Below are 21,794 nucleotides of genomic sequence, written 5' to 3' on the forward strand. Positions count from 1 at the left end.
ATCTACCCATGTCCAGGGTGAAGTTCAGGTAACACTGAATGGAGGCCCGAACCCACGCACGTTGAAAAGTGCGGGGATGAGGTGTGGGTAGCGGAGAAATTCCAATCGAACCTGGAGATAGCTGGTTCTCCCCGAAATAGCTTTAGGGCTAGCCTTAAGTGTAAGAGTCTTGGAGGTAGAGCACTGATTGGACTAGGGGTCCTCATCGGATTACCGAATTCAGTCAAACTCCGAATGCCAATGACTTATCCTTAGGAGTCAGACTGCGAGTGATAAGATCCGTAGTCAAAAGGGAAACAGCCCAGACCGCCAGCTAAGGTCCCAAAGTGTGTATTAAGTGGAAAAGGATGTGGAGTTGCTTAGACAACTAGGATGTTGGCTTAGAAGCAGCCACCATTTAAAGAGTGCGTAATAGCTCACTAGTCGAGTGACTCTGCGCCGAAAATGTACCGGGGCTAAATACACCACCGAAGCTGCGGATTGATACCAATGGTATCAGTGGTAGGGGAGCGTTCTAAGGACAGTGAAGTCAGACCGGAAGGACTGGTGGAGTGCTTAGAAGTGAGAATGCCGGTATGAGTAGCGAAAGACGGGTGAGAATCCCGTCCACCGAATGCCTAAGGTTTCCTGAGGAAGGCTCGTCCGCTCAGGGTTAGTCAGGACCTAAGCCGAGGCCGACAGGCGTAGGCGATGGACAACAGGTTGATATTCCTGTACCACCTCTTTATCGTTTGAGCAATGGAGGGACGCAGAAGGATAGAAGAAGCGTGCGATTGGTTGTGCACGTCCAAGCAGTTAGGCTGATAAGTAGGCAAATCCGCTTATCGTAAAGGCTGAGCTGTGATGGGGAAGCTCCTTATGGAGCGAAGTCTTTGATTCCCCGCTGCCAAGAAAAGCTTCTAGCGAGATAAAAGGTGCCTGTACCGCAAACCGACACAGGTAGGCGAGGAGAGAATCCTAAGGTGTGCGAGAGAACTCTGGTTAAGGAACTCGGCAAAATGACCCCGTAACTTCGGGAGAAGGGGTGCTTTCTTAACGGAAAGCCGCAGTGAATAGGCCCAAGCGACTGTTTAGCAAAAACACAGCTCTCTGCGAAGCCGTAAGGCGAAGTATAGGGGGTGACACCTGCCCGGTGCTGGAAGGTTAAGGAGAGGGGTTAGCGTAAGCGAAGCTCTGAACTGAAGCCCCAGTAAACGGCGGCCGTAACTATAACGGTCCTAAGGTAGCGAAATTCCTTGTCGGGTAAGTTCCGACCCGCACGAAAGGTGTAACGATTTGGGCACTGTCTCAACCAGAGACTCGGTGAAATTATAGTACCTGTGAAGATGCAGGTTACCCGCGACAGGACGGAAAGACCCCGTGGAGCTTTACTGTAGCCTGATATTGAATTTTGGTACAGTTTGTACAGGATAGGCGGGAGCCATTGAAACCGGAGCGCTAGCTTCGGTGGAGGCGCTGGTGGGATACCGCCCTGACTGTATTGAAATTCTAACCTACGGGTCTTATCGACCCGGGAGACAGTGTCAGGTGGGCAGTTTGACTGGGGCGGTCGCCTCCTAAAGTGTAACGGAGGCGCCCAAAGGTTCCCTCAGAATGGTTGGAAATCATTCGTAGAGTGCAAAGGCATAAGGGAGCTTGACTGCGAGACCTACAAGTCGAGCAGGGACGAAAGTCGGGCTTAGTGATCCGGTGGTTCCGCATGGAAGGGCCATCGCTCAACGGATAAAAGCTACCCCGGGGATAACAGGCTTATCTCCCCCAAGAGTCCACATCGACGGGGAGGTTTGGCACCTCGATGTCGGCTCATCGCATCCTGGGGCTGTAGTCGGTCCCAAGGGTTGGGCTGTTCGCCCATTAAAGCGGTACGCGAGCTGGGTTCAGAACGTCGTGAGACAGTTCGGTCCCTATCCGTCGTGGGCGTAGGAAATTTGAGAGGAGCTGTCCTTAGTACGAGAGGACCGGGATGGACGCACCGCTGGTGTACCAGTTGTTCTGCCAAGGGCATAGCTGGGTAGCTATGTGCGGAAGGGATAAGTGCTGAAAGCATCTAAGCATGAAGCCCCCCTCAAGATGAGATTTCCCATAGCGTAAGCTAGTAAGATCCCTGAAAGATGATCAGGTTGATAGGTTCGAGGTGGAAGCATGGTGACATGTGGAGCTGACGAATACTAATAGATCGAGGACTTAACCATATAATATGTAGCAAATGTTATCTAGTTTTGAAAGAATATAAAAAACTTGTTGACTTTCGATGTCAAATGAGTTAAAATGATTCTTGTCTTAAATGAATACAGTCTGGTAATGATGGCAGAGAGGTCACACCCGTTCCCATACCGAACACGGAAGTTAAGCTCTCTAGCGCCGATGGTAGTTGGGACCTTGTCCCTGTGAGAGTAGGACGTTGCCAGGCAAAATGGAGGATTAGCTCAGCTGGGAGAGCACCTGCCTTACAAGCAGGGGGTCGGCGGTTCGATCCCGTCATCCTCCACCATATATGTCGGAGGGGTAGCGAAGTGGCTAAACGCGGCGGACTGTAAATCCGCTCCTTCGGGTTCGGCAGTTCGAATCTGCCCCCCTCCACCATTCTTAATTAATGGGCTATAGCCAAGCGGTAAGGCAACGGACTTTGACTCCGTCATGCGCTGGTTCGAATCCAGCTAGCCCAGCCATTAAGAGCCATTAGCTCAGTTGGTAGAGCATCTGACTTTTAATCAGAGGGTCGAAGGTTCGAGTCCTTCATGGCTCACCATTTTAATGAAATATGCGGGTGTGGCGGAATTGGCAGACGCACTAGACTTAGGATCTAGCGCCTTTGGCGTGGGGGTTCGACTCCCTTCACCCGCACTTTTAATAAAATAACTCATACATGTCTTGCGGAAGTAGTTCAGTGGTAGAATACAACCTTGCCAAGGTTGGGGTCGCGGGTTCGAATCCCGTCTTCCGCTCCAATTTTCAATATGACATGCCGGGGTGGCGGAACAGGCAGACGCACAGGACTTAAAATCCTGCGGTGGGTGACCACCGTGCGGGTTCGACCCCCGCCCTCGGCACCATATGCGCCCGTAGCTCAATTGGATAGAGCGTTTGACTACGGATCAAGAGGTTAGGGGTTCGACTCCTCTCGGGCGCGCTTTTATTAACGGGAAGTGGCTCAGCTTGGTAGAGCACCTGGTTTGGGACCAGGGGGTCGCAGGTTCAAATCCTGTCTTCCCGATATTCCCAAAAAACATGGGGCCTTAGCTCAGCTGGGAGAGCGCCTGCCTTGCACGCAGGAGGTCAGCGGTTCGATCCCGCTAGGCTCCACTTTATTTAATATATGTCTCGGAGGTATACCCAAGTTCGGCTGAAGGGATCGGTCTTGAAAACCGACAGGCGGTGAGAATCGCGCGGGGGTTCGAATCCCTCTACCTCCTCCATTTTTTCTTTAATGGTTTAGACATATAATAATAAAATATTTATTTTTTTCTTCATGGAGGTATACCCAAGTTCGGCTGAAGGGATCGGTCTTGAAAACCGACAGGCGGCGAGAGTCGCGCGGGGGTTCGAATCCCTCTACCTCCTCCATTTTTAAAACTTTATATTGTCGCGGGGTGGAGCAGCACGGTAGCTCGTCGGGCTCATAACCCGAAGGTCGCAGGTTCAAATCCTGTCCCCGCAACCAAATGGTCCCGTGGTGTAGTGGTTAACATGCCTGCCTGTCACGCAGGAGATCGCCGGTTCGACCCCGGTCGGGACCGCCATTTATGTTGGCTCGGTAGCTCAGTCGGTAGAGCAGAGGACTGAAAATCCTCGTGTCGGCGGTTCGATTCCGTCCCGAGCCACCATTTTTTTATGCCGGCTTAGCTCAATTGGTAGAGCAACTGACTTGTAATCAGTAGGTTGGGGGTTCAAGTCCTCTAGCCGGCATCATTTAGGGGCATAGTTTAAAGGTAGAACTGAGGTCTCCAAAACCTCCAGTGTGGGTTCGATTCCTACTGCCCCTGTAAAGTATATGGGCCTATAGCTCAGCTGGTTAGAGCGCACGCCTGATAAGCGTGAGGTCGATGGTTCGAGTCCATTTAGGCCCACCATATATTATTCCGCAGTAGCTCAGTGGTAGAGCTATCGGCTGTTAACCGATCGGTCGTAGGTTCGAGTCCTACCTGCGGAGCCATGGCCCGTTGGTCAAGTGGTTAAGACACCGCCCTTTCACGGCGGTAACACGGGTTCGAATCCCGTACGGGTCATACAAAAAAGAGTCAGCATTATGCTGGCTCTTTTTTATTTTGTTAATCCTTTTTATTACGTTACTTTCCAGAAATAAATAAAGGAATTTTGGAAAAGCTATGGTATGTATAAAAAGGAGGAAATCATAATGACACGAGTGAGAGACTTAATGAGTACCCATATTGTACATTGTACACCGCTAGACAATGTATATGAGGCAGCTGTAAAAATGAAGGAAGAATCGATTGGATTAATTCCTGTTGTTGAAAATGAGCAAGTTGTTGGGCTTGTTACTGATCGTGATTTAGTCGTTCGAGGGATTGCTGAAAAACATCCTGGATCTAATAAGATTACAAATGTAATGACAACAAATATTATCTCAGTTTCTCCAAATGATTCTATTGAAAAAGCTACAGAGCTAATGGCACAGCATCAAATTAGACGATTACCAGTAGTTGATAGTGGTCAACTTATTGGCATGTTAGCACTAGGAGATTTAGCTATAAGGGAATCAGCAGATGATCAAGCTGGATTTGCCTTGAGCGAAATCTCAGAGCGTACAGAGTAAATTGAAACTTTCATTAACCGAGAGTTTAATGGTCACTCATAAAGAGCTAAATTATATATAAATTTCAGATACATTATTCTAGTATATATGGATTAAACTAATATGTTAGCGTGATGTATCTGAGACATTATATAATAAGTATGTGGTTAATAATTTCGACATTTTTTTAAAATTTGTTATTCTTAATTTTTAATAAGAGAAAAGATGATATACTGATAGATATAAGTATTATGAGAGATTTTGAATATAACAATATTAATTTTTAGTGGTGCGATAATAAATTAATATTTCCTACATAGATGAAAAGGGAAGGGGAATTATATGAAGGCTGTACAGGGCGATCCAAATTGGAATTTGGTTACAGATACATATATAGAACCAAATAATTTCGCTGAATTATTTTCTTTGCTTGTACCTTGTCACCCAAAAGGTGAGGGGAAAGAACGAACTATATTAGTATGGAAAGAGAAAGAATTTTATAAAGAAGAAAATTTAGCGGCATTTATCGTATATGGCATGAATAAAGCAAAGAAATTACCGCAGTTTCATAAAGATGAAATTCCAACTTTAGTGCGTATTCTTCGCTTATGCCAAGAGATTGGTTGGTATGAAGAGGCAAATGATTTTATGATAGCGCAAGGATTAGCTGAGTTTGTTCATACTTCATTGGAATATGAAACATGGGATCTTTTGACGCAATCAGTTGCTTTAAATTATTTAATTATTAAATATCGTATAGGTGAATTGACAGATAGGGATATTGAAATTTGGGATAGAGTTAAATTTAATGAGAAGTGTATAACCGATTGTAAACATTTATTATCTCATAAAGAAGTATTGGAATTTACATTCTTTTATATGTGCAAGAGAGCGAAATCATTATCAAAAGAGCAATTAAATAGTGATATGATGAGTTTAGCAATGTATTGTAATACTTTTGTATATGATTTGTATACACATGATTTATTACGGAAATATCGTAAGTGTACAGATTTCCTATCATATTATGGACCTAGTCAGGCAGTTTTAGCATGTCAAAGAGCTGTATTATCTCAAATTTCCGATCGCTTAGACCCATTAAAGACAACGCATGTAGATGATTATTTATATGTGATGAAAGAAATGATGGAGCATATGACGATAGGAGTAATGGATCGATATGGTCATTTTATTGGAAAGCTACTATCTTATGTGCCATTTTTCGAAATGATACAAGTTCCACAGCATGCATATTATTGTGAAGAATTACTGTATATTTGTAAGGGCATTGAATATAAAGAAGAAACACTACGCAATTATATATTTATACAATTACATGATTGTTTACCATCATTCTTTAGGCTATTTCTTAAAAATAAGCGTTACGCAACGATTCATGATATTCTTTTCTATTGGTGCGATGACGAACAACGAATGAGCTTAGAGAAAAAATATAATCTGAGCTTTATTTATGAAAAATATGCTTGTGGATAAACAATATTTTCGATATGAAAAATTAATATAAATTAAAAAGGATCTCCAGTTTATGTGAGATCCTTTTTTGTTAGTAAAACAAGGAGAAAGTGATTAAGACAAGAAACAACATTCCATATAGGAGAAGTTGTGCAGTATAACTTCCTTGTATACCAAAAAAAGTATTGGCTTTCTTATACAAATGCAATATGTATTTTATTGGAGCATCTTTGAAAGATTGGTACACAGTGTCTCCTCTTTCTAAGCTTCTTGTTCTTGTTTTTGTTTTTGGTTATAAGGGACATTAATATATCTAGCTACAAATAATAAAACAGCCATAAAGAATACTGGAAATACAGTAGATAAATAAAAGCCATTACTAATTATATTTGTTATGAGAGCACTCAAAAGAAAAATAGCATTATAAATATGGGCAATTTTTTGTTTTAGTTGCACTTGAAATGATTCCATCATAATTTCTAATGCAACAAAAGCAATAATAATAGATAAAAATACAATGTTTGTATTGTAAATGATTAAACAACAGATTAAACCTAAAAAGGCTACGTATTCAATTATAAGAGGTATATTGCGTGGCATACAATTTACCTAACTAAATATGGCAGTGGATTTACTGCATTTGTTTTTTCAAAATTCCATTCTCCATTATGTAATTCAAAATGAAGATGTTGCCCGTATGAATGACCTGTGTTTCCCATATGACCTATTAATTGTCCAGTCTGTACTTGATCACCAGCTTGTACAGTGCGATCCTTCATATGAGCATAAACAGTTGTATATAATTTCCCATTGATTTGATGCGCAATGAAAACAACATTGCCATAGCTAGCTGAATAATAAGATTTCACAACTTTACCTGCAGCAGCAGCTTGGATAGAGACGTTTCCTGGAGCGGCAATATCTATACCATAATGCATTTGTTCCCAGCGTATATCAAAGGTTGAGCTAATTCTTCCTTGAGCGGGGAATTTGAAAGCAGCTGGAATTGATGAAGGCTGATCTGTTTTAGCTTGTGGTTGATTTTGTACTACATAGTGTTTTGCTACATATCCGTATCCTGTGCCAAAACGAATTTTATACCAAGTACCTACAGTTTCTACTACTTGTACTTGAGTACCGTTTTGTAATGAACCGAGTAGAGCGCTACTTGTACTAGCGGTGCTACGTACATTTAGATTAGGTGTTGCAACAGTATATTTTGTATTATTTTGAACGGTGATTCCTTTTACTAAGGGTTGTGAACCATTAGAGATGAATGCTTTTTGTACGTAACCTGTTTGGCCATTATGTGATATTTTATACCATTCGCCTTGATCTTCTTGAACGGTAATAAACTTCCCATTTGGTAATACATCTAAAATGGAAGATTCTAAATTAGGTTCAGAGCGAACGTTTAATGCATTAGCATTAACGATGTATTGATCATTAGATTGAAGTTTGTTTTTTAGTAAAATAGCATCTTTTTGTACATAACCTACTTTATTATGAACAGATACTTTATACCAACCATTAGTTGTTTCAATGATGTTCACTTTTGTATTAAAGCGAATTGTATCAATTGATGTGCTTTTTACGTTATCTTCTGTATGTAATGCTACTTGATCGACTTTGACATACCCAGTTTTAATATTAGATAATTGTTCAGCGTTTGCTTTTTGTACATTTGTTTCACCCATAGAAGGAAGTAAAGAAGCAATCGCTACAGTAGTTGCTGTTAAAGCAGTAGCTTTCATATTCATGGAATAGAGACCTCCTCTAGTTGTATAGTTGTAATTTTATTATAGTATAAAGATATAATATAGTGGGGGTATTCACATAAATGTAATATGAAATCAATATAAAAATAAATTTTTTGAGGATAATGATTCCTTTTTATACAATTAATTGGGGTTTTATTTTCTAAAATAGAATGTATGTATTGTATAATTTTGATATTATGTTGATAATTAAGAAAATTAAAAAAGTTGATGATGTCTTATTAGGGTGTTATACTGACAGTGATAATTTTATAGTTTGCTAGGAGAGCTGGTGTTGCCAGCTGAGAGTAGGCCGTAAGCCTTTGATCCTTTTTATTACCTGATCTAGATTATGCTAGCGTAGGGAAGCAATTCGGACACTAACAATGAGTCCCCGTTTCTTTGCGTATAGAAACGGGGCTTTTTTATTTGAAAATTTCATATTGAAACCACTAGGGGTGCTTGACTTGCTGAGAGAGGAATAATCCTTAACCCTTACAACACCTGATCTAGGTAATACTAGCGAAGGGAAGTGGAACATCGAATAAATGTATAACTTTATTTGCTGTAACCACTTCTTATATATAGAAGTGGTTTTTTATTTAGATACATATATTGAAAGGGGATAGAGAAATGAAATTTTGCGATAGATTATTAGAAACAGTGCAACCGGTTTGGGAGATGAGTCATAATCATCCGTTTGTAGTGGGTATGGGAGATGGCACGTTAGAAAAAGATAAATTCCAGTATTATATTATTCAAGATTATTTATATCTGCTAGATTATGCAAAGTTATATGCGATTGGTGTTGTAAAAGCAACGAATCCACAAGTAATGGGAAAGTTCGCTGAACAAATTGATGGAATATTAAATGGCGAAATGATAATCCATAAACAATATGCAAAAAGACTTGGAATTTCTATAGAGGAGATAGAGTCTGCGAAACCATCTGCTAAAAATTTAGCTTATACAAATTACATGATGTCTGTATCTCAAAATGGCACACTTGCGGAATTAATAGCAGCGCTTCTTCCATGTATGTGGAGCTATTGGGAAATTGGAAAGCGTTTAAATGATATTCCTGGAGCAAGAGATCATGAGTTTTTTGGTGAGTGGATTCAAGGATATAGTTCGGAAGAATACGGTAATCTTTGTATTTGGTTAATAGATTTATTAAATGAAATGGCAGTTGGAAAGTCTGAGAAAGAACTAGAAAGATTAGAGGAGATCTTCTTATATTCCAGTCGATTTGAATATTTATTCTGGGATATGTCCTATCGTAAGGAGATGTGGGGATTTGAGGAGCAAGAACATACTACAGTTTCATAATGTTTCTTTTCATTACGATGAGAAACCAATCATCCATGAATTAAATGCTTCTATACATGAGAAAGAGTTTGTCAGTATTATCGGACTGAGTGGATGTGGAAAAAGTACTTTATTTCGCCTTATTACAGGTCTAGAAAAGGTAAGTACTGGACAGATAGAACTGACAGAAACAAAGAACCATCCTGTAGGATATATGCCGCAAAAAGATATGCTTTTGCCGTGGAGAACAATTATTGAGAATGCTGCCCTGCCGCTAGAGTGCCAAGGTGTACAGAAGAAAGAAGCAGAAGTAAAGGCAAAGGAACTGTTACATAAATTTGGTTTGCAAGGGTATGAGAAAAAATATCCGAAAGATTTATCTGGTGGTATGAGACAACGTGTATCTTTTATTCGAACTTTATTAACAGGCGGGGAGATATTGCTGTTAGATGAACCATTTAGTGCGTTGGATGCTTTAACGAAGACCTCTTTGCAAGAATGGTTGTTTGAACAATGGCAAGAGTGGGAAAAAACAATTTTATTCATTACTCATGATGTTGAAGAAGCGTTATTCCTTTCAAACCGAGTTTTAGTAGTGGAACAGCAGCCGATAACGACTTTGACTGAGCGGACTGTACCGCTTGATCATAACAGAACACGAAAAGATTTATATAAACCGGAAGTATTAGCGCTGAAAGATGAGCTTCTTAGTATGTTACAAAGGCAGGTACTTGTGTGATGAACCGATTGAAAGAATTAGTTCCTGCTATTACACTTTCTAGTATTTTACTAGCTGTGTGGGAAATAGGAGCAAGAATTGTAGATGAGATGTACATTTTACCGTCACCTTCTGCGATTTTAATGAAGATATGGAAACTAAAAGACATATTATTTACAGTTCATTTACCTGCAACGTTATACGTCGTTTTAATAGGTGTTGTTATCTCTATCGTATTAGGTGTAGGGCTAGCGATGTTAATGAATGCGAGTACATGGATGGAGAGAGCATTTTATCCATTATTAGTTGCTTCACAAACGATTCCGATTACTGCGCTTGCTCCGCTATTTGTTTTATGGTTTGGATATACAATTTGGAGTAAGGTTGTTGTCACAGTTTTAATTACGTTTTTCCCAATTGCGGTCAATACGTATGATGGACTGCGTAGTACGAAAAAAGAATGGGAGGAGCTCTTAGTTACATATGGAGCAACAAAAAGAGATATTTTTCTTAAATTAAAGTTGCCGTCTGCTCTTCCTTATTTTTTCTCAGCTTTAAAAATTGCAGTTCCGTTTAGTGTTATCGGAGCAGCAATTGGAGAATGGCTCGGTGCACAAGCTGGGCTTGGATATTTCAGTAAGAGAATGATGACGCAGTTAGATGGAGCTGGCGTATTTGCACCTATTGTATTGTTATCATTATTAGCTATTTTCTTCGTCGTAATTATTTCCATATTAGAAAAGAAATTCATTAGTTGGAGGAAGCATTCATGAAATTTTTAAAGCGCATCTTTGTGTTTACATTATTAATTGCAATAATTGCAGGATGTTCGAGTAATTCAGCATCAGACAAAAGTAAAAAAGAGAAAGAAATAACAGTCATGTTAGATTGGTATCCAAATGCGGTACATAGCTTTATCTATGCAGCAATTGAAAAAGGATACTTTAAAGAAGAAGGTGTAAAGGTAAATATTAAATTCCCTTCTAATCCGACTGATCCATTAACGCTGGCAGCAGCAGGGAAGGTGACAGTTGGCTTGTATTATCAGCCAGATGTTGTTATGGCGAAAGCGAATGAGCAAATTCCAGTGAAATCAATTGGGGCTGTCGTACGTTCACCATTAAATCATGTTGTATCACTGAAATCAGCGGGCATTCAATCACCGAAAGATTTAGAAGGAAAAACAGTAGGATACTCTGGAACACCATTAAGTGAGATGTATTTAAAAACGATGGTAAAAGAAGCTGGTGGTAATCCTGATACAGTGAAAGTAGTAGATGTTGGCTTTGATTTAGTACCAGCATTAATTACGAAGAAAGTAGATGCGGTAACAGGGGCATACATTAACCATGAAGTACCTGTTATGCGTCATGAAGGCCATGAACCAGCGTACTTTAATCCAGCTGATTACGGAGTACCAAACTATCATGAGCTTGTGTTTGTAACAGGTGATAAAACGTTGAAAAAAGATAAAGAGGCGTTGCAAGCTTTCTTACGTGGTACGAAAAAAGGCTATGATTTCATGAAGAAAAACCCAGATGAAGCATTGAATATTTTATTAAATCATCAAGAAAAAGAAAACTTCCCACTTGTGCCAGAAGTTGAAAAGGAAAGTATGAAAATTTTATTAGAGAAGATGGAAACGAAAGATGAGCCATTCTTATCAGATTCAAAAGAATCTTGGGAGAAACAAAATAAGTGGCTGAAGGACAAAGGAATGACGAAAGAAACCGTCCCAGCCGATGAATTATTCGAAAATATTTTAAAGTAGGCGAATGAATATGAAAAATGAGCTCCACGTAATCTCAAATGGCCATATGCCATTCGAAGAGTTAGTGAATGTAGCGATGCAAATTGAGAGTGAGATTGATTATTTGCATATTCGTGAGCGTGAGAAGAGTACGAAGGAATTATATGAAGGTGTGGAAAGTCTATTAATGGAGGGCTTTCCAGCTTCTAAAATTGTCATAAACGATCGAATTGATATTGCAATTTTATTAAATATTCCTCGTGTTCAACTAGGATATCGAAGTACAGATGTAAAGTCAGTGAAAGAAAAGTTTTCGTATTTGCATGTCGGTTATTCTGTGCATTCGCTAGATGAAGCAATAGTAGCTTTTAAAAATGGAGTGGATTCACTCGTTTATGGCCATGTATTTCCGACAGATTGTAAAAAAGGTGTGCCAGCGAGAGGGCTTGAAGAAATTTCAGACATTGCAAGGTGTTTATCTATACCGATTACAGCAATTGGAGGAATTACCCCAGAAAACACAGTGGATGTTCTTACTAACGGTGTAAGCGGTATAGCAGTTATGTCTGGAATTGTAAGTAGTAGTAACCCGTATAGCAAAGCGAAATCTTATAAGGAATCAATAAGAAAGTGGGCGGAAAAACATGTGTGAGAAGTATGATGTAGCGATTATTGGTGGTGGTGTAATTGGTAGTTCAGTTGCACATTTTCTAGCAGAAAGAGGACATAAAGTAGCGATTGTGGAGAAGCAAAGTATTGCATCGGAAGCTTCAAAAGCAGCTGCTGGTTTACTTGGTGTTCAGGCAGAATGGGATGCGTATGATCCGCTATTTGAACTTGCTAGAGAAAGCCGAGCTATATTTCCACAACTTGCAGCAGTTTTACGTGAAAAGACGGGTGTTGATATTGGATATGAAGAAAAAGGAATTTATCGTATTGCTCAAAATGAAGATGAGAAGGAAAGAATTCTTCATATTATGGATTGGCAGCAGAAAACAGGTGAAGATTCTTATTTTCTAACGGGAGACCATGTGCGGGAAAAAGAGCCATATCTATCCGAATCTATTATAGGAGCAGTATATTATCCGAAAGACGGTCATGTTATTGCACCAGAGCTTACGAAAGCATTCGCACATTCTGCAGCGATTTCCGGTGCTGATATATATGAACAGACAGAAGTATTTGATATCCGTATTGAAAATAATAAAGTGACTGGAGTTATTACAAGTGAAGGTATTGTCACATGTGAGAAAGTCGTTATTGCAGGAGGTTCATGGAGCACGAAGTTACTCAGTTATTTTCACCGCGATTGGGGTACATATCCAGTTAAAGGAGAAGTGGTTGCGGTAAGAAGTAGAAAACAACTTTTAAAAGCACCTATTTTTCAAGAAAGATTTTACATTACTCCAAAGCGCGGTGGACGTTACGTAATTGGGGCAACAATGAAGCCACATACGTTCAATAAAACTGTGCAGCCAGAAAGTATAACTTCTATATTAGAGCGTGCTTATACAATATTGCCAGCTTTAAAAGAAGCAGAATGGGAAAGCACGTGGGCAGGATTAAGACCACAATCGAATCATGAAGCTCCTTATATGGGAGAGCATGAAGAAATAAAAGGTTTATATGCTTGCACGGGCCATTATCGAAACGGTATTTTATTAAGTCCTATTTCTGGCCAATATATGGCTGATTTAATAGAAGGAAAGCAAGAGAATCATTTGCTAGATTCATTGCTTTCTAGAAGAGTTTAGAAAGGGGATGGAAGTTTGAATTTAAAAATTAATGGTAACCAAATTGAAGTGCCAGCGAGTGTAAAAACAGTAGCTGAGCTACTTACACATTTAGAGCTAGATAACAGAATTGTTGTAGTAGAGCGTAATAAAGATATTTTACAAAAAGATGATCATACAGATACATCTGTTTTTGATGGAGACCAAATTGAGATTGTAACTTTCGTAGGAGGCGGTTGATTATGTTAAACATTGGACCATTTTCATTTCATTCTAGACTTTTATTAGGAACAGGTAAATTCCCTGATTTTGACGTACAGCAAAAGGCAATTGACGTTTCTGAAGCTGAAATTTTAACGTTTGCAGTACGTCGTATGGATATCTTTGATGCAAAGCAACCTAATTTATTAGAGAAACTTGATGTGAAAAAATATACGTTATTACCAAATACAGCAGGAGCAAAAAACGCTGAAGAGGCTGTTCGTATTGCAAAATTAGCAAAAGCTTCTGGGCTTTGTGACATGATAAAGGTAGAAGTTATTGGTGATGATAGAACGTTATTACCTGATCCGGTAGGAACATTAAAGGCATCTGAAATGTTACTGGAAGAAGGATTTATCGTACTTCCGTATACATCTGATGATGTTGTATTAGCACGTAAATTACAAGAGCTTGGCGTGCATGCGATTATGCCAGGAGCATCTCCAATCGGATCAGGACTTGGTATTGTAAATCCATTAAATTTGAGCTTCATTATTGAACAAGCGACAGTACCAGTTATCGTTGATGCCGGTATTGGTAGCCCAGCTGATGCGGCATTTGCAATGGAATTAGGAGCAGATGGCGTGTTATTAAATACAGCTGTATCAGGAGCAAAAGATCCTATTAAAATGGCACAAGCAATGAAATTAAGTATTGAAGCAGGCCGTTTAGGATTTGAAGCAGGTCGCATTGCACGTAAGCGTTGTGCAACTGCAAGTAGTCCTTTAGAAGGAATGAGCGTAGTTGAATAATCGATATTCTCGCCAAGAACTATTTTCTCCAATTGGAGAAGAAGGACAGCAAAAGATAAGAGAAAAGCATGTGCTTATTATCGGTGCAGGTGCATTAGGTAGTGCAAATGCAGAGATGTTTGTAAGAGCAGGTGTTGGCAAGATAACAATTGTTGACCGTGATTATGTAGATTGGAGTAATTTACAAAGACAACAATTGTATGCAGAGAGCGACGTAAAGAATAATCTTCCAAAAGCTATAGCGGCTAAAAAACGTTTAGAAGAGATTAATAGTGATGTAACAATAGAAGCTCTCGTTCAAGATGTAACAGCTGAAGAGCTAGAAGAACTTGTTATAAATGTTGATGTAATTATTGATGCGACTGATAATTTCGAAACGCGCTTTATTGTAAATGATATATCACAAAAATATTCTATTCCATGGATTTACGGTGCATGTGTAGGTAGTTACGGTCTTTCTTACACAATCCTTCCTAGTAAAACACCATGTTTATCATGTTTATTACAGTCGATTCCGCTTGGCGGGGCAACATGTGATACAGCGGGTATTATATCACCTGCTGTATCTCTTGTCGTTTCTCATCAAGTAACAGAAGCTCTTAAACTGTTAGTAGAAGATTACGAATCACTTCGAGATGGGCTTGTATCGTTTGATATGTGGAAGAATGAGTATTCATGTATGAATGTGCAAAAACTTCGCCAGCATAATTGTCCTTCATGCGGAGAGAATGCATTATATCCGTATTTAAATAAAGAAAACACATCAAAAACAGCAGTTTTATGCGGGCGAAATACAGTTCAAATTAGACCACCTCATAAAGATGAAATGAATTTTGAACAATATAAAGAGTTGTTGGAAGGTCGTGTAAATGATTTAAATATAAATCCATATTTACTATCATTTTCTGTTGAAGACAAGAGGTTAGTAGCCTTTAAAGATGGCCGTGTGCTCGTACATGGAACGAAAGATATAAGCGAAGCAAAAACGATTTATCATCGCTATTTTGGATAGAAAAGGATGAGTGGGATGAAAGTGAATAAAGCTTTAACAATTGCAGGGTCTGATAGCGGCGGCGGTGCTGGAATTCAGGCAGATTTAAAAACATTCCAAGAGCTTGGTGTATACGGAATGACGGCTATTACGGCAATTACTGCTCAAAACACGCTTGGCGTTCAAGGGGTATATCCTGTTCCATTAGAAGGTATTACAGAACAGCTGAATTCAATTGGTACGGATGTAACACCAGATGCAGTGAAACTAGGAATGTTATTTAGTAGTGAAATAATTCAAATTGTTGCAGAACAAATTAAAAAGTTTGGCTGGAATAATATTGTGCTAGATCCCGTTATGATTGCAAAAGGCGGTGCATCATTATTACAGCAAGAAGCAGTTCAAGCATTAAAAGAATATTTATTACCAGTAGCAACTGTTATAACACCGAATGTCCCAGAAGCAGAAGTGTTAACTGGGATGGAGATTCATAATGTTGAAGATAGTAAGGAAGCTGCAAAAGTATTGCATGAATTAGGTGCTAAATATGTGCTTATGAAGGGCGGACATGCAGAATATCAAGGGAATGAAGTAATTGATTTCCTCTTTGATGGAGAAAAATTTATTGAGTTTAGAAGCGAGCGAATTCCTTCAAAGCAAACGCATGGAAGTGGGTGTACATTTGCTTCAGCGGTTACAGCAGGACTTGCGAAAGGATACTCAATTGAAGATGCTGTTCAAGAAGCAAAACGATTTATTAGTATAGCAATTGAAGAGCCATTGAATATTGGTAGTGGTCATGGACCGACGAATCATTTTGCATATAAAGTGAATAGAACGCGTGCATAGGTAAGTGAAAAGCCAGTTTTATAACTGGCTTTTTTTCTGTTTACTTTTTCAAAATACAGGAGTAATATATCAGCCAGAATACATTTTTTTGTAAACGCTGAGTCCAATTATATGGAGCGGAGGAACCAATTTGTGCGTAGGCACTAGGGGTGAATCTTTCAAGTTTGAAAGTAGGGCTACTCTCAAAGTCCGAATCCGACAGCTAACTTCGTAAGCGTCTTGAGAGAGGACGGTGCCATGATGGATACATCACTTCATCGATCTGATTAGTATAGGGGAATATCAATCTATGTTTGATTTCTTTTATACTAAGGAGGATGAGGTACATGGAACTAACACTTATTTGTGTTGGAGAAGAAAGTAAAGTAGATAGTTTAAGAGATTTAGTATCATTTCAACATGAGTTAATTATTTTTACAGCAAATGAAGAGATAGCGGCTGAAGTTAGGAATTGTGGGTTTGATTGGACTTATAGCTGCAGTAAGGAGCAGGACTTTACTAGTATTTGTGAGTGTATTAAGAAGGTGATTTTACTAGGGGATGAGCTTCCAATCGTTAGTTTTTTCACAGAACACATTCGCTTTTCTTTTCAAGCACCTATTACTGTTGTTACAAGGAATAAACGATATCCAGCGAGGCTCTATGAAACCATTGGAGCTAAGTTTGTCGTGTTTACAAATTGTGATAATATTTCTTTTTTATTTTTTGAATAGGGCGGGGGAAGAAATGATGAAGGTACTATTACTTGGAGATATAGCAAATCGTTGGGCAGTATCGGTAGAGCGAGTTCAAGAATTGGTTCAGATTGATCCCCTTTTTCCAGGGCCGTATATTATATTACCATCAAAAGATGCTTTGTATTTAGAGGTAGATATTACCGAGTATGAGCAGCTACATGCAGAATTGACACAAGTTTATATTCGCGGGAGAAATTTACGTGCATTTTTACGAGGAGAATAAAGGTTGAATAAAAAAGAGCGAATGCTGAGTACAACAAGCTATGCACTTCATGTCATTCGCCCTTTTTATTTCATATTTAAAAGGTCATTTTTAAGAAAAGAGAAGAGAAATAAAGAAAATAGATGAAATAATAGTAATAATCTTCAATGTAAGCGTTTAAATGAATGTAAATATTATTATTTTCAGTAATTTACTCCTTTACAAGTGAAATATAGAGGAGTATATTTACTCTCATAAATCATTCATAAAATTTCCAAAAAAACCTAAAATCGCTGAGTTCCAGAAATGGAGCGGGGGAACCAATTTTGTGCATCGTCACTTGGGGTGAATCTTTCAGTTTTGAAAGTAGGGCTACTCTTTAGGCCCGAATCCGACAGCTAACCTCGTAAGCGTTTAGAGAGGAGGTTTACTTTTTGTTGTTCATTTTTTGAACACTGAGTAGAGCTCAGTGTTCTTTTTTAATATTTAGATGGTAAATTTTAACAAAAATTAAAGCGAGGGATAGCTATGTTAGATGTTGTAATGGTCGGGATTTTTATTTTATTAGTTGCATCAATGGCAAGTCTTGCAAGTTGGTCAGATAAAGTTGTGAAAGAAGGAAAGCAATCATGATGATTGTCTTATCGGTTATTGTCGCAGCAATTACAGTGTATTTAGTGTATGCATTATTAAATCCAGAGAAGTTTTAATTAGGGGGAATCATTCATTATGATTTGGGTTGCAGTCATTATTACAATGCTCTTGTTTATTTTAGTAGCAAAGCCAACGGGGGTTTATTTAGAAAAAGCTTTTCAAGGTAGCAAAACGCTAGATAAAGTATTTGGGCCTTTTGAAAAACTTATTTTTAAAATTACGGGTGTAAAAGAATACAATCAAACGTGGAAACAGTACGCATTATCATTAGTTTTACTCAACGGATTTATGATTGTTGTTGTATATTTCATTTTCAGATTACAAGGTGTGCTGCCGCTAAATCCAGCGCATATTGAAGGGATGGAGCCTACGCTCGCTTTTAATACAGCGATTAGTTTTATGGCTGATACAAATTTACAGCATTATAGCGGTGAAAATGGTTTATCCTATTTATCACAATTAATCGGGATTACATTTTTAATGTTTGCGGCACCAGCAACGACATTAGCGCTCGTTATGGCTTTTATAAGAGGACTTGCTGGAAAAGAACTTGGTAACTTTTTCGTTGATTTTACGAGAGCGTTAACGAGAGTGTTTCTTCCTATTGCATTTATTGCGGCACTAGTTTTTGTCGCACTTGGCGTACCGCAAACGTTAGATGGGGCGGTTACAGCACAAACGATTGATGGGGCAAAGCAAAGTATATTACGTGGACCTGTTGCATCATTCGTTTCCATAAAGGAACTTGGAAATAACGGCGGTGGATTTTTCGGAGCGAACTCTACGCATCCTTTTGAAAATTCAGGACAAATGAGTAATATTTTGCAAATGATGCTTATGATGTTATTACCAACAGCACTTCCATTTACGTACGGACGAATGGTAGGAAATAAAAAACAAGGTCGCATCCTTTTCGTATCACTTTTTATGGTGTTTTTACTAGGATTTATAACGATTACGACATCTGAACTAAATGGGAATCCGGCATTAAATGGAATGGGTATCGAACATGTACAAGGAAGTACAGAAGGGAAAGAAGTACGATTTGGAACAGTATTTTCTTCACTATACGCAACGGTAACGACAGCTGCTGAAACAGGCGCTGTTAATACGATGCATGATACGTTAACACCAATTGGCGGTTTAGTTCCGCTTGTAAATATGATGTTAAATACTGTGTATGGCGGCGTTGGAGCAGGTTTTGTAAACATTATTATGTATGCAATTATCGCGGTGTTTATATCTGGGTTAATGGTTGGACGGACACCAGAGTTTTTAGGTAAAAAGATTGAAGGTAAGGAAATGAAATTAATCGCGGTCACGATTTTATTTCATCCATTGCTCATTTTAGGATTTTCGGCATTAGCTCTTTCAACAAATTTAGGGACGGATGCTATTTCTCATTCCGGTTTCCACGGTTTGACGCAAGTGGTATATGAATATACATCGTCAGCTGCGAATAACGGATCTGGATTTGAAGGATTAGGAGATAATACACCGTTTTGGAATATTACGACTGGTTTAGTTATGTTTTTAGGACGTTACTTCAGTTTAATTACGATGCTAGCTGTGGCAGCTTCATTGAAAGAAAAAACGGTAGTGCCAGAAACAGTCGGAACGTTCCGTACAGATAATAGTTTATTTGGTGGCATCTTCATCGGAACAATTGTAATTGTCGGTGCATTAACATTCTTCCCAATGTTAGTACTCGGTCCAATTGCAGAATTTCTTACATTGAAGTAATGGAGGGTAAATGATGAGACCGGTAGTAGTAAAAGAAAAACAATTAAATGAGTCCCAAATACATGCTGTAGAAGATGAAGTTAGACAAGCGAAAACGATGGATCGTGATATCGTAACACATGCGATGAAGCAATCCGTTGCGAAATTGAATCCGAAGGTCATGATAAAGAATCCGATTATGTTCGTTGTGGAAATTGGATTTATCATTACGTTCATTTTATCTTTTCTTCCAAGCAGTTCTAGTAGTATACCAGGATGGTTTAATATAACAGTTTCTCTCATTCTATTATTTACAGTTTTATTTGCGAATTTTGCAGAAGCATTAGCAGAAGGTCGTGGTAAAGCGCAAGCCGATTCTTTAAAGCAGTCGAAGAAAGATGTGTTTGCAAATGTAGTAAAAGAAAATGGAGACATTGTCCAAGTTTCAGCAACTGATCTTAGAAAAGGTGACGTTGTTATCGTAAAACAAGGAGAAATGATTCTAAGTGATGGCGAAGTAATCAAAGGATTAGCATCTGTAGATGAATCTGCAATTACAGGTGAATCAGCTCCTGTTATAAAAGAAGCAGGCGGTGATTTTTGTTCCGTAACAGGTGGAACGATGGTCGTAAGTGATGAAATTACAATTGTCATTACGAGTAATCCTGGTGAATCATTTATCGATAAAATGATTTCTTTAGTAGAAGGAGCTGCTCGTCAAAAAACGCCGAATGAGATTGCTTTAAATACAGTATTAACGAGCTTAACTCTTATTTTCTTGATCGTCGTTGTGACGTTGCCGATTTTTACAAATTATTTAGGCTTTCAAATTGATACTGCTGTACTTGTAGCGTTGTTAGTATGTTTAATTCCAACGACAATTGGTGGTTTGCTATCAGCGATTGGTATTGCTGGGATGGACCGGGTAACAAAATTTAACGTGTTAGCGATGTCAGGGAAAGCAGTAGAAGCTGCTGGCGATATTAATACAATTATTTTAGATAAAACAGGTACAATTACTTTTGGGAACCGAATGGCTCATACATTATTACCTGTAGGAAATGAAACGATTGAGCAAGTTGGAAAGTGGGCCGCTATTAGTTCTGTTTTAGATGAAACACCAGAAGGTCGATCCGTTATCGAGTATGTGCAGGGAAAATCTATATCATATAATAGAGAACTTGCAGAACAAGGTGAGTTTGTTCCGTTTAAAGCAGAAACGAGAATGAGTGGTGTTGATTTACAAGACGGAACGAAAGTGAGAAAAGGTGCTGTAGGTGCCGTTATTGAATGGGTTGAGTCACAAGGCGGAACAATTCCGAAAGATGTAAATCAAAAAGCAGACTTAATTTCAAAAGAGGGCGGAACACCACTTGTAGTTGCAGTAGATAATCGTATTTATGGCTTAATTTATTTAAAGGATACAGTAAAACCGGGTATGCGTGATCGTTTTGAACAGTTGCGCCAAATGGGGATTAAAACGGTTATGTGTACAGGTGATAATCCGTTAACAGCAGCAACGATTGCAAAAGAAGCTGGAGTAGATGAATTCGTTGCCGAGTGTAAACCGGAAGATAAAATTGCTGTTATTAAAGCAGAGCAAGATAAAGGGAAACTTGTAGCGATGACAGGTGATGGTACAAATGATGCTCCAGCATTAGCACAGGCGGACGTTGGATTAGCGATGAACAGTGGTACGACAGCAGCGAAAGAAGCGGCGAACATGATTGATCTAGACTCAAATCCAACGAAAATTATTGAGGTTGTAGGAATCGGTAAGCAATTGTTAATGACGCGAGGTGCTTTAACGACGTTTAGTATTGCGAATGATATAGCGAAATATTTTGCAATCATTCCAGCAATGTTTACACTTGCGATTCCGCAAATGGAAGCATTAAACATTATGAAACTAACATCACCACTGTCAGCAATTTTATCAGCATTAATATTTAACGCTGTTATTATTCCATTACTCATTCCGTTAGCGATGAAAGGTATTGCATATAAACCGATGAGTTCTAATGCATTGCTTAGCCGAAACTTACTTATTTATGGGCTTGGCGGAGTTATCGTTCCGTTCATTGGAATTAAGGTAATTGATATGATTGTCGGCTTGTTTATATAAGGAAGAGGG

The 21,794-nt window shown here is 39.0% G+C and carries 20 protein-coding genes, 20 tRNA genes, 2 rRNA genes and 4 riboswitches (1 of these 46 cut by a window edge); of the genes, 40 read left to right on the plus strand and 2 right to left on the minus strand.

Features of this window, described 5'->3' with window-relative positions; genetic code table 11:
* The 24 genes from V7S45_RS03710 to V7S45_RS03825 form a co-directional block, all read left to right on the plus strand.
* Positions 1-2,192: ribosomal RNA gene (locus tag V7S45_RS03710) — 23S ribosomal RNA — on the plus strand; it begins 730 nt to the left of the window's first position.
* Between the two features lie 102 nt (positions 2,193-2,294).
* A 5S ribosomal RNA gene (gene rrf, locus V7S45_RS03715) occupies positions 2,295-2,410 on the plus strand.
* Positions 2,411-2,415: 5 nt separating this feature from the next.
* Positions 2,416-2,491 (plus strand) — tRNA-Val (locus V7S45_RS03720).
* Positions 2,492-2,499: 8 nt separating this feature from the next.
* Positions 2,500-2,583 (plus strand) — tRNA-Tyr (locus V7S45_RS03725).
* Positions 2,584-2,594: 11 nt separating this feature from the next.
* Positions 2,595-2,669, plus strand: a tRNA-Gln gene (locus V7S45_RS03730).
* Between the two features lie 4 nt (positions 2,670-2,673).
* Positions 2,674-2,749 (plus strand) — tRNA-Lys (locus V7S45_RS03735).
* Positions 2,750-2,763: 14 nt separating this feature from the next.
* Positions 2,764-2,844 (plus strand) — tRNA-Leu (locus V7S45_RS03740).
* A 29-nt stretch (positions 2,845-2,873) separates the two neighbouring features.
* Positions 2,874-2,948: transfer RNA gene (locus V7S45_RS03745), tRNA-Gly, on the plus strand.
* Between the two features lie 16 nt (positions 2,949-2,964).
* A tRNA-Leu gene (locus V7S45_RS03750) sits at positions 2,965-3,053 on the plus strand.
* A gap of 3 nt (positions 3,054-3,056) precedes the next feature.
* Positions 3,057-3,130 (plus strand) — tRNA-Arg (locus V7S45_RS03755).
* Between the two features lie 10 nt (positions 3,131-3,140).
* Positions 3,141-3,214: transfer RNA gene (locus V7S45_RS03760), tRNA-Pro, on the plus strand.
* A 16-nt stretch (positions 3,215-3,230) separates the two neighbouring features.
* Positions 3,231-3,303 (plus strand) — tRNA-Ala (locus V7S45_RS03765).
* Between the two features lie 20 nt (positions 3,304-3,323).
* Positions 3,324-3,416 (plus strand) — tRNA-Ser (locus V7S45_RS03770).
* Between the two features lie 55 nt (positions 3,417-3,471).
* A tRNA-Ser gene (locus tag V7S45_RS03775) sits at positions 3,472-3,564 on the plus strand.
* A 20-nt stretch (positions 3,565-3,584) separates the two neighbouring features.
* A tRNA-Met gene (locus V7S45_RS03780) sits at positions 3,585-3,661 on the plus strand.
* Positions 3,662-3,664: 3 nt separating this feature from the next.
* A tRNA-Asp gene (locus V7S45_RS03785) sits at positions 3,665-3,740 on the plus strand.
* Positions 3,741-3,748: 8 nt separating this feature from the next.
* Positions 3,749-3,824: transfer RNA gene (locus tag V7S45_RS03790), tRNA-Phe, on the plus strand.
* A 9-nt stretch (positions 3,825-3,833) separates the two neighbouring features.
* A tRNA-Thr gene (locus V7S45_RS03795) sits at positions 3,834-3,906 on the plus strand.
* A 6-nt stretch (positions 3,907-3,912) separates the two neighbouring features.
* Positions 3,913-3,983 (plus strand) — tRNA-Trp (locus V7S45_RS03800).
* Positions 3,984-3,993: 10 nt separating this feature from the next.
* Positions 3,994-4,070: transfer RNA gene (locus V7S45_RS03805), tRNA-Ile, on the plus strand.
* Positions 4,071-4,078: 8 nt separating this feature from the next.
* Positions 4,079-4,153: transfer RNA gene (locus V7S45_RS03810), tRNA-Asn, on the plus strand.
* A 1-nt stretch (position 4,154) separates the two neighbouring features.
* Positions 4,155-4,226 (plus strand) — tRNA-Glu (locus V7S45_RS03815).
* A 128-nt stretch (positions 4,227-4,354) separates the two neighbouring features.
* Positions 4,355-4,774 carry a CBS domain-containing protein gene (locus tag V7S45_RS03820; protein WP_000199006.1) on the plus strand — a complete coding sequence of 140 codons (420 nt, stop codon included), beginning with the start codon at positions 4,355-4,357 and terminating at the stop codon, positions 4,772-4,774.
* A gap of 321 nt (positions 4,775-5,095) precedes the next feature.
* Positions 5,096-6,247, plus strand: coding sequence for a DUF3965 domain-containing protein (locus tag V7S45_RS03825; protein WP_000648912.1), 1,152 nt, complete (start codon positions 5,096-5,098; stop codon positions 6,245-6,247).
* A 240-nt stretch (positions 6,248-6,487) separates the two neighbouring features.
* Here V7S45_RS03825 and V7S45_RS03830 read toward each other — a convergent pair whose 3' ends face one another.
* Both V7S45_RS03830 and V7S45_RS03835 read right to left on the minus strand, forming a co-directional pair.
* On the minus strand, positions 6,488-6,826 hold the full coding sequence (locus V7S45_RS03830; RefSeq protein ID WP_001137824.1) for a hypothetical protein: 339 nt from the start codon (positions 6,824-6,826) through the stop codon (positions 6,488-6,490).
* Between the two features lie 5 nt (positions 6,827-6,831).
* The gene (locus V7S45_RS03835; protein WP_001056030.1) at positions 6,832-7,986 is read right to left on the minus strand and encodes an SH3 domain-containing protein; all 1,155 of its coding nucleotides are present in this window, start codon (positions 7,984-7,986) and stop codon (positions 6,832-6,834) included.
* 269 nt (positions 7,987-8,255) lie between these two features.
* A riboswitch (TPP riboswitch) is annotated at positions 8,256-8,367 on the plus strand.
* A gap of 60 nt (positions 8,368-8,427) precedes the next feature.
* Positions 8,428-8,531, plus strand: a riboswitch (TPP riboswitch).
* An 85-nt stretch (positions 8,532-8,616) separates the two neighbouring features.
* On the opposite strand from V7S45_RS03835, the gene tenA reads away from it, so the two are divergent.
* From tenA to kdpB, 16 genes are all read left to right on the plus strand, one after another.
* Entirely contained in the window at positions 8,617-9,312 is a 696-nt protein-coding gene (gene tenA, locus V7S45_RS03840; RefSeq protein ID WP_025687125.1) for a thiaminase II, read from the plus strand.
* A complete protein-coding gene (locus V7S45_RS03845) occupies positions 9,281-10,030 on the plus strand; it encodes an ABC transporter ATP-binding protein (protein ID WP_342761658.1) in 750 nt (249 codons plus the stop codon). Before tenA ends, V7S45_RS03845 begins: the two co-directional genes overlap by 32 nt.
* Positions 10,030-10,782, plus strand: a complete 753-nt coding sequence (locus tag V7S45_RS03850) for an ABC transporter permease subunit (RefSeq protein WP_025687124.1) — start codon at positions 10,030-10,032, stop codon at positions 10,780-10,782. Before V7S45_RS03845 ends, V7S45_RS03850 begins: the two co-directional genes overlap by 1 nt.
* Positions 10,779-11,780 (plus strand): ABC transporter substrate-binding protein, encoded by a 1,002-nt coding sequence (locus V7S45_RS03855; RefSeq protein ID WP_000670414.1) that lies wholly within the window; start codon positions 10,779-10,781, stop codon positions 11,778-11,780. The genes V7S45_RS03850 and V7S45_RS03855 overlap by 4 nt, the downstream gene beginning before the upstream one ends.
* 10 nt (positions 11,781-11,790) lie before the next feature.
* Positions 11,791-12,411 carry a thiazole tautomerase TenI gene (tenI, locus tag V7S45_RS03860; RefSeq protein WP_025687123.1) on the plus strand — a complete coding sequence of 207 codons (621 nt, stop codon included), beginning with the start codon at positions 11,791-11,793 and terminating at the stop codon, positions 12,409-12,411.
* Positions 12,404-13,513, plus strand: coding sequence for a glycine oxidase ThiO (gene thiO / locus V7S45_RS03865; RefSeq protein WP_000333313.1), 1,110 nt, complete (start codon positions 12,404-12,406; stop codon positions 13,511-13,513). Before tenI ends, thiO begins: the two co-directional genes overlap by 8 nt.
* A 15-nt stretch (positions 13,514-13,528) precedes the next feature.
* Positions 13,529-13,732, plus strand: coding sequence for a sulfur carrier protein ThiS (gene thiS / locus V7S45_RS03870; RefSeq protein WP_001049502.1), 204 nt, complete (start codon positions 13,529-13,531; stop codon positions 13,730-13,732).
* Between the two features lie 2 nt (positions 13,733-13,734).
* Positions 13,735-14,505 carry a thiazole synthase gene (thiG, locus tag V7S45_RS03875; protein ID WP_342761659.1) on the plus strand — a complete coding sequence of 257 codons (771 nt, stop codon included), beginning with the start codon at positions 13,735-13,737 and terminating at the stop codon, positions 14,503-14,505.
* Positions 14,498-15,517 (plus strand): thiazole biosynthesis adenylyltransferase ThiF, encoded by a 1,020-nt coding sequence (gene thiF / locus V7S45_RS03880; RefSeq protein WP_001065417.1) that lies wholly within the window; start codon positions 14,498-14,500, stop codon positions 15,515-15,517. The genes thiG and thiF overlap by 8 nt, the downstream gene beginning before the upstream one ends.
* 15 nt (positions 15,518-15,532) lie before the next feature.
* Positions 15,533-16,345 (plus strand): bifunctional hydroxymethylpyrimidine kinase/phosphomethylpyrimidine kinase, encoded by an 813-nt coding sequence (thiD, locus tag V7S45_RS03885; protein ID WP_025687120.1) that lies wholly within the window; start codon positions 15,533-15,535, stop codon positions 16,343-16,345.
* 85 nt (positions 16,346-16,430) lie between these two features.
* A riboswitch (cyclic di-AMP (ydaO/yuaA leader) is annotated at positions 16,431-16,578 on the plus strand.
* A 93-nt stretch (positions 16,579-16,671) separates the two neighbouring features.
* A complete protein-coding gene (locus V7S45_RS03890; RefSeq protein ID WP_000424067.1) occupies positions 16,672-17,058 on the plus strand; it encodes a hypothetical protein in 387 nt (128 codons plus the stop codon).
* 13 nt (positions 17,059-17,071) lie between these two features.
* Positions 17,072-17,305 carry a hypothetical protein gene (locus tag V7S45_RS03895; protein ID WP_001985933.1) on the plus strand — a complete coding sequence of 78 codons (234 nt, stop codon included), beginning with the start codon at positions 17,072-17,074 and terminating at the stop codon, positions 17,303-17,305.
* Between the two features lie 260 nt (positions 17,306-17,565).
* A riboswitch (cyclic di-AMP (ydaO/yuaA leader) is annotated at positions 17,566-17,711 on the plus strand.
* 101 nt (positions 17,712-17,812) lie between these two features.
* Positions 17,813-17,917 carry a SipW-dependent-type signal peptide-containing protein gene (locus V7S45_RS03900; protein ID WP_000887894.1) on the plus strand — a complete coding sequence of 35 codons (105 nt, stop codon included), beginning with the start codon at positions 17,813-17,815 and terminating at the stop codon, positions 17,915-17,917.
* Complete coding sequence (gene kdpF, locus V7S45_RS03905) at positions 17,917-17,994, plus strand: K(+)-transporting ATPase subunit F (protein ID WP_223153441.1); 78 nt, start codon at positions 17,917-17,919, stop codon at positions 17,992-17,994. The genes V7S45_RS03900 and kdpF overlap by 1 nt, the downstream gene beginning before the upstream one ends.
* A gap of 19 nt (positions 17,995-18,013) precedes the next feature.
* The gene (gene kdpA / locus V7S45_RS03910; RefSeq protein ID WP_342761660.1) at positions 18,014-19,681 is read left to right on the plus strand and encodes a potassium-transporting ATPase subunit KdpA; all 1,668 of its coding nucleotides are present in this window, start codon (positions 18,014-18,016) and stop codon (positions 19,679-19,681) included.
* A 13-nt stretch (positions 19,682-19,694) separates the two neighbouring features.
* Positions 19,695-21,785, plus strand: a complete 2,091-nt coding sequence (kdpB, locus tag V7S45_RS03915) for a potassium-transporting ATPase subunit KdpB (protein WP_025687118.1) — start codon at positions 19,695-19,697, stop codon at positions 21,783-21,785.
* Positions 21,786-21,794: the final 9 nt, after the last annotated feature.

Source organism: Bacillus sp. BR3(2024) (genome assembly GCF_039134555.1).
GTDB lineage: Bacteria > Bacillota > Bacilli > Bacillales > Bacillaceae_G > Bacillus_A > Bacillus_A cereus.

What these genes read in the sequence shown, in the direction of transcription:
- V7S45_RS03820 (WP_000199006.1), top strand. Translation starts at nt 4,355, where the DNA reads ATGACACGAGTGAGAGACTTAATGAGTACCCATATTGTACATTGTACA.
- V7S45_RS03825 (WP_000648912.1), top strand. Translation starts at nt 5,096, where the DNA reads ATGAAGGCTGTACAGGGCGATCCAAATTGGAATTTGGTTACAGATACA.
- V7S45_RS03830 (WP_001137824.1), bottom strand. Translation starts at nt 6,826, where the DNA reads ATGCCACGCAATATACCTCTTATAATTGAATACGTAGCCTTTTTAGGT.
- V7S45_RS03835 (WP_001056030.1), bottom strand. Translation starts at nt 7,986, where the DNA reads ATGAATATGAAAGCTACTGCTTTAACAGCAACTACTGTAGCGATTGCT.
- tenA (WP_025687125.1), top strand. Translation starts at nt 8,617, where the DNA reads ATGAAATTTTGCGATAGATTATTAGAAACAGTGCAACCGGTTTGGGAG.
- V7S45_RS03850 (WP_025687124.1), top strand. Translation starts at nt 10,030, where the DNA reads ATGAACCGATTGAAAGAATTAGTTCCTGCTATTACACTTTCTAGTATT.
- V7S45_RS03855 (WP_000670414.1), top strand. Translation starts at nt 10,779, where the DNA reads ATGAAATTTTTAAAGCGCATCTTTGTGTTTACATTATTAATTGCAATA.
- tenI (WP_025687123.1), top strand. Translation starts at nt 11,791, where the DNA reads ATGAAAAATGAGCTCCACGTAATCTCAAATGGCCATATGCCATTCGAA.
- thiO (WP_000333313.1), top strand. Translation starts at nt 12,404, where the DNA reads ATGTGTGAGAAGTATGATGTAGCGATTATTGGTGGTGGTGTAATTGGT.
- thiG (WP_342761659.1), top strand. Translation starts at nt 13,735, where the DNA reads ATGTTAAACATTGGACCATTTTCATTTCATTCTAGACTTTTATTAGGA.
- thiD (WP_025687120.1), top strand. Translation starts at nt 15,533, where the DNA reads ATGAAAGTGAATAAAGCTTTAACAATTGCAGGGTCTGATAGCGGCGGC.
- V7S45_RS03890 (WP_000424067.1), top strand. Translation starts at nt 16,672, where the DNA reads ATGGAACTAACACTTATTTGTGTTGGAGAAGAAAGTAAAGTAGATAGT.
- V7S45_RS03895 (WP_001985933.1), top strand. Translation starts at nt 17,072, where the DNA reads ATGATGAAGGTACTATTACTTGGAGATATAGCAAATCGTTGGGCAGTA.
- V7S45_RS03900 (WP_000887894.1), top strand. Translation starts at nt 17,813, where the DNA reads ATGTTAGATGTTGTAATGGTCGGGATTTTTATTTTATTAGTTGCATCA.
- kdpF (WP_223153441.1), top strand. Translation starts at nt 17,917, where the DNA reads ATGATTGTCTTATCGGTTATTGTCGCAGCAATTACAGTGTATTTAGTG.
- kdpA (WP_342761660.1), top strand. Translation starts at nt 18,014, where the DNA reads ATGATTTGGGTTGCAGTCATTATTACAATGCTCTTGTTTATTTTAGTA.
- kdpB (WP_025687118.1), top strand. Translation starts at nt 19,695, where the DNA reads ATGAGACCGGTAGTAGTAAAAGAAAAACAATTAAATGAGTCCCAAATA.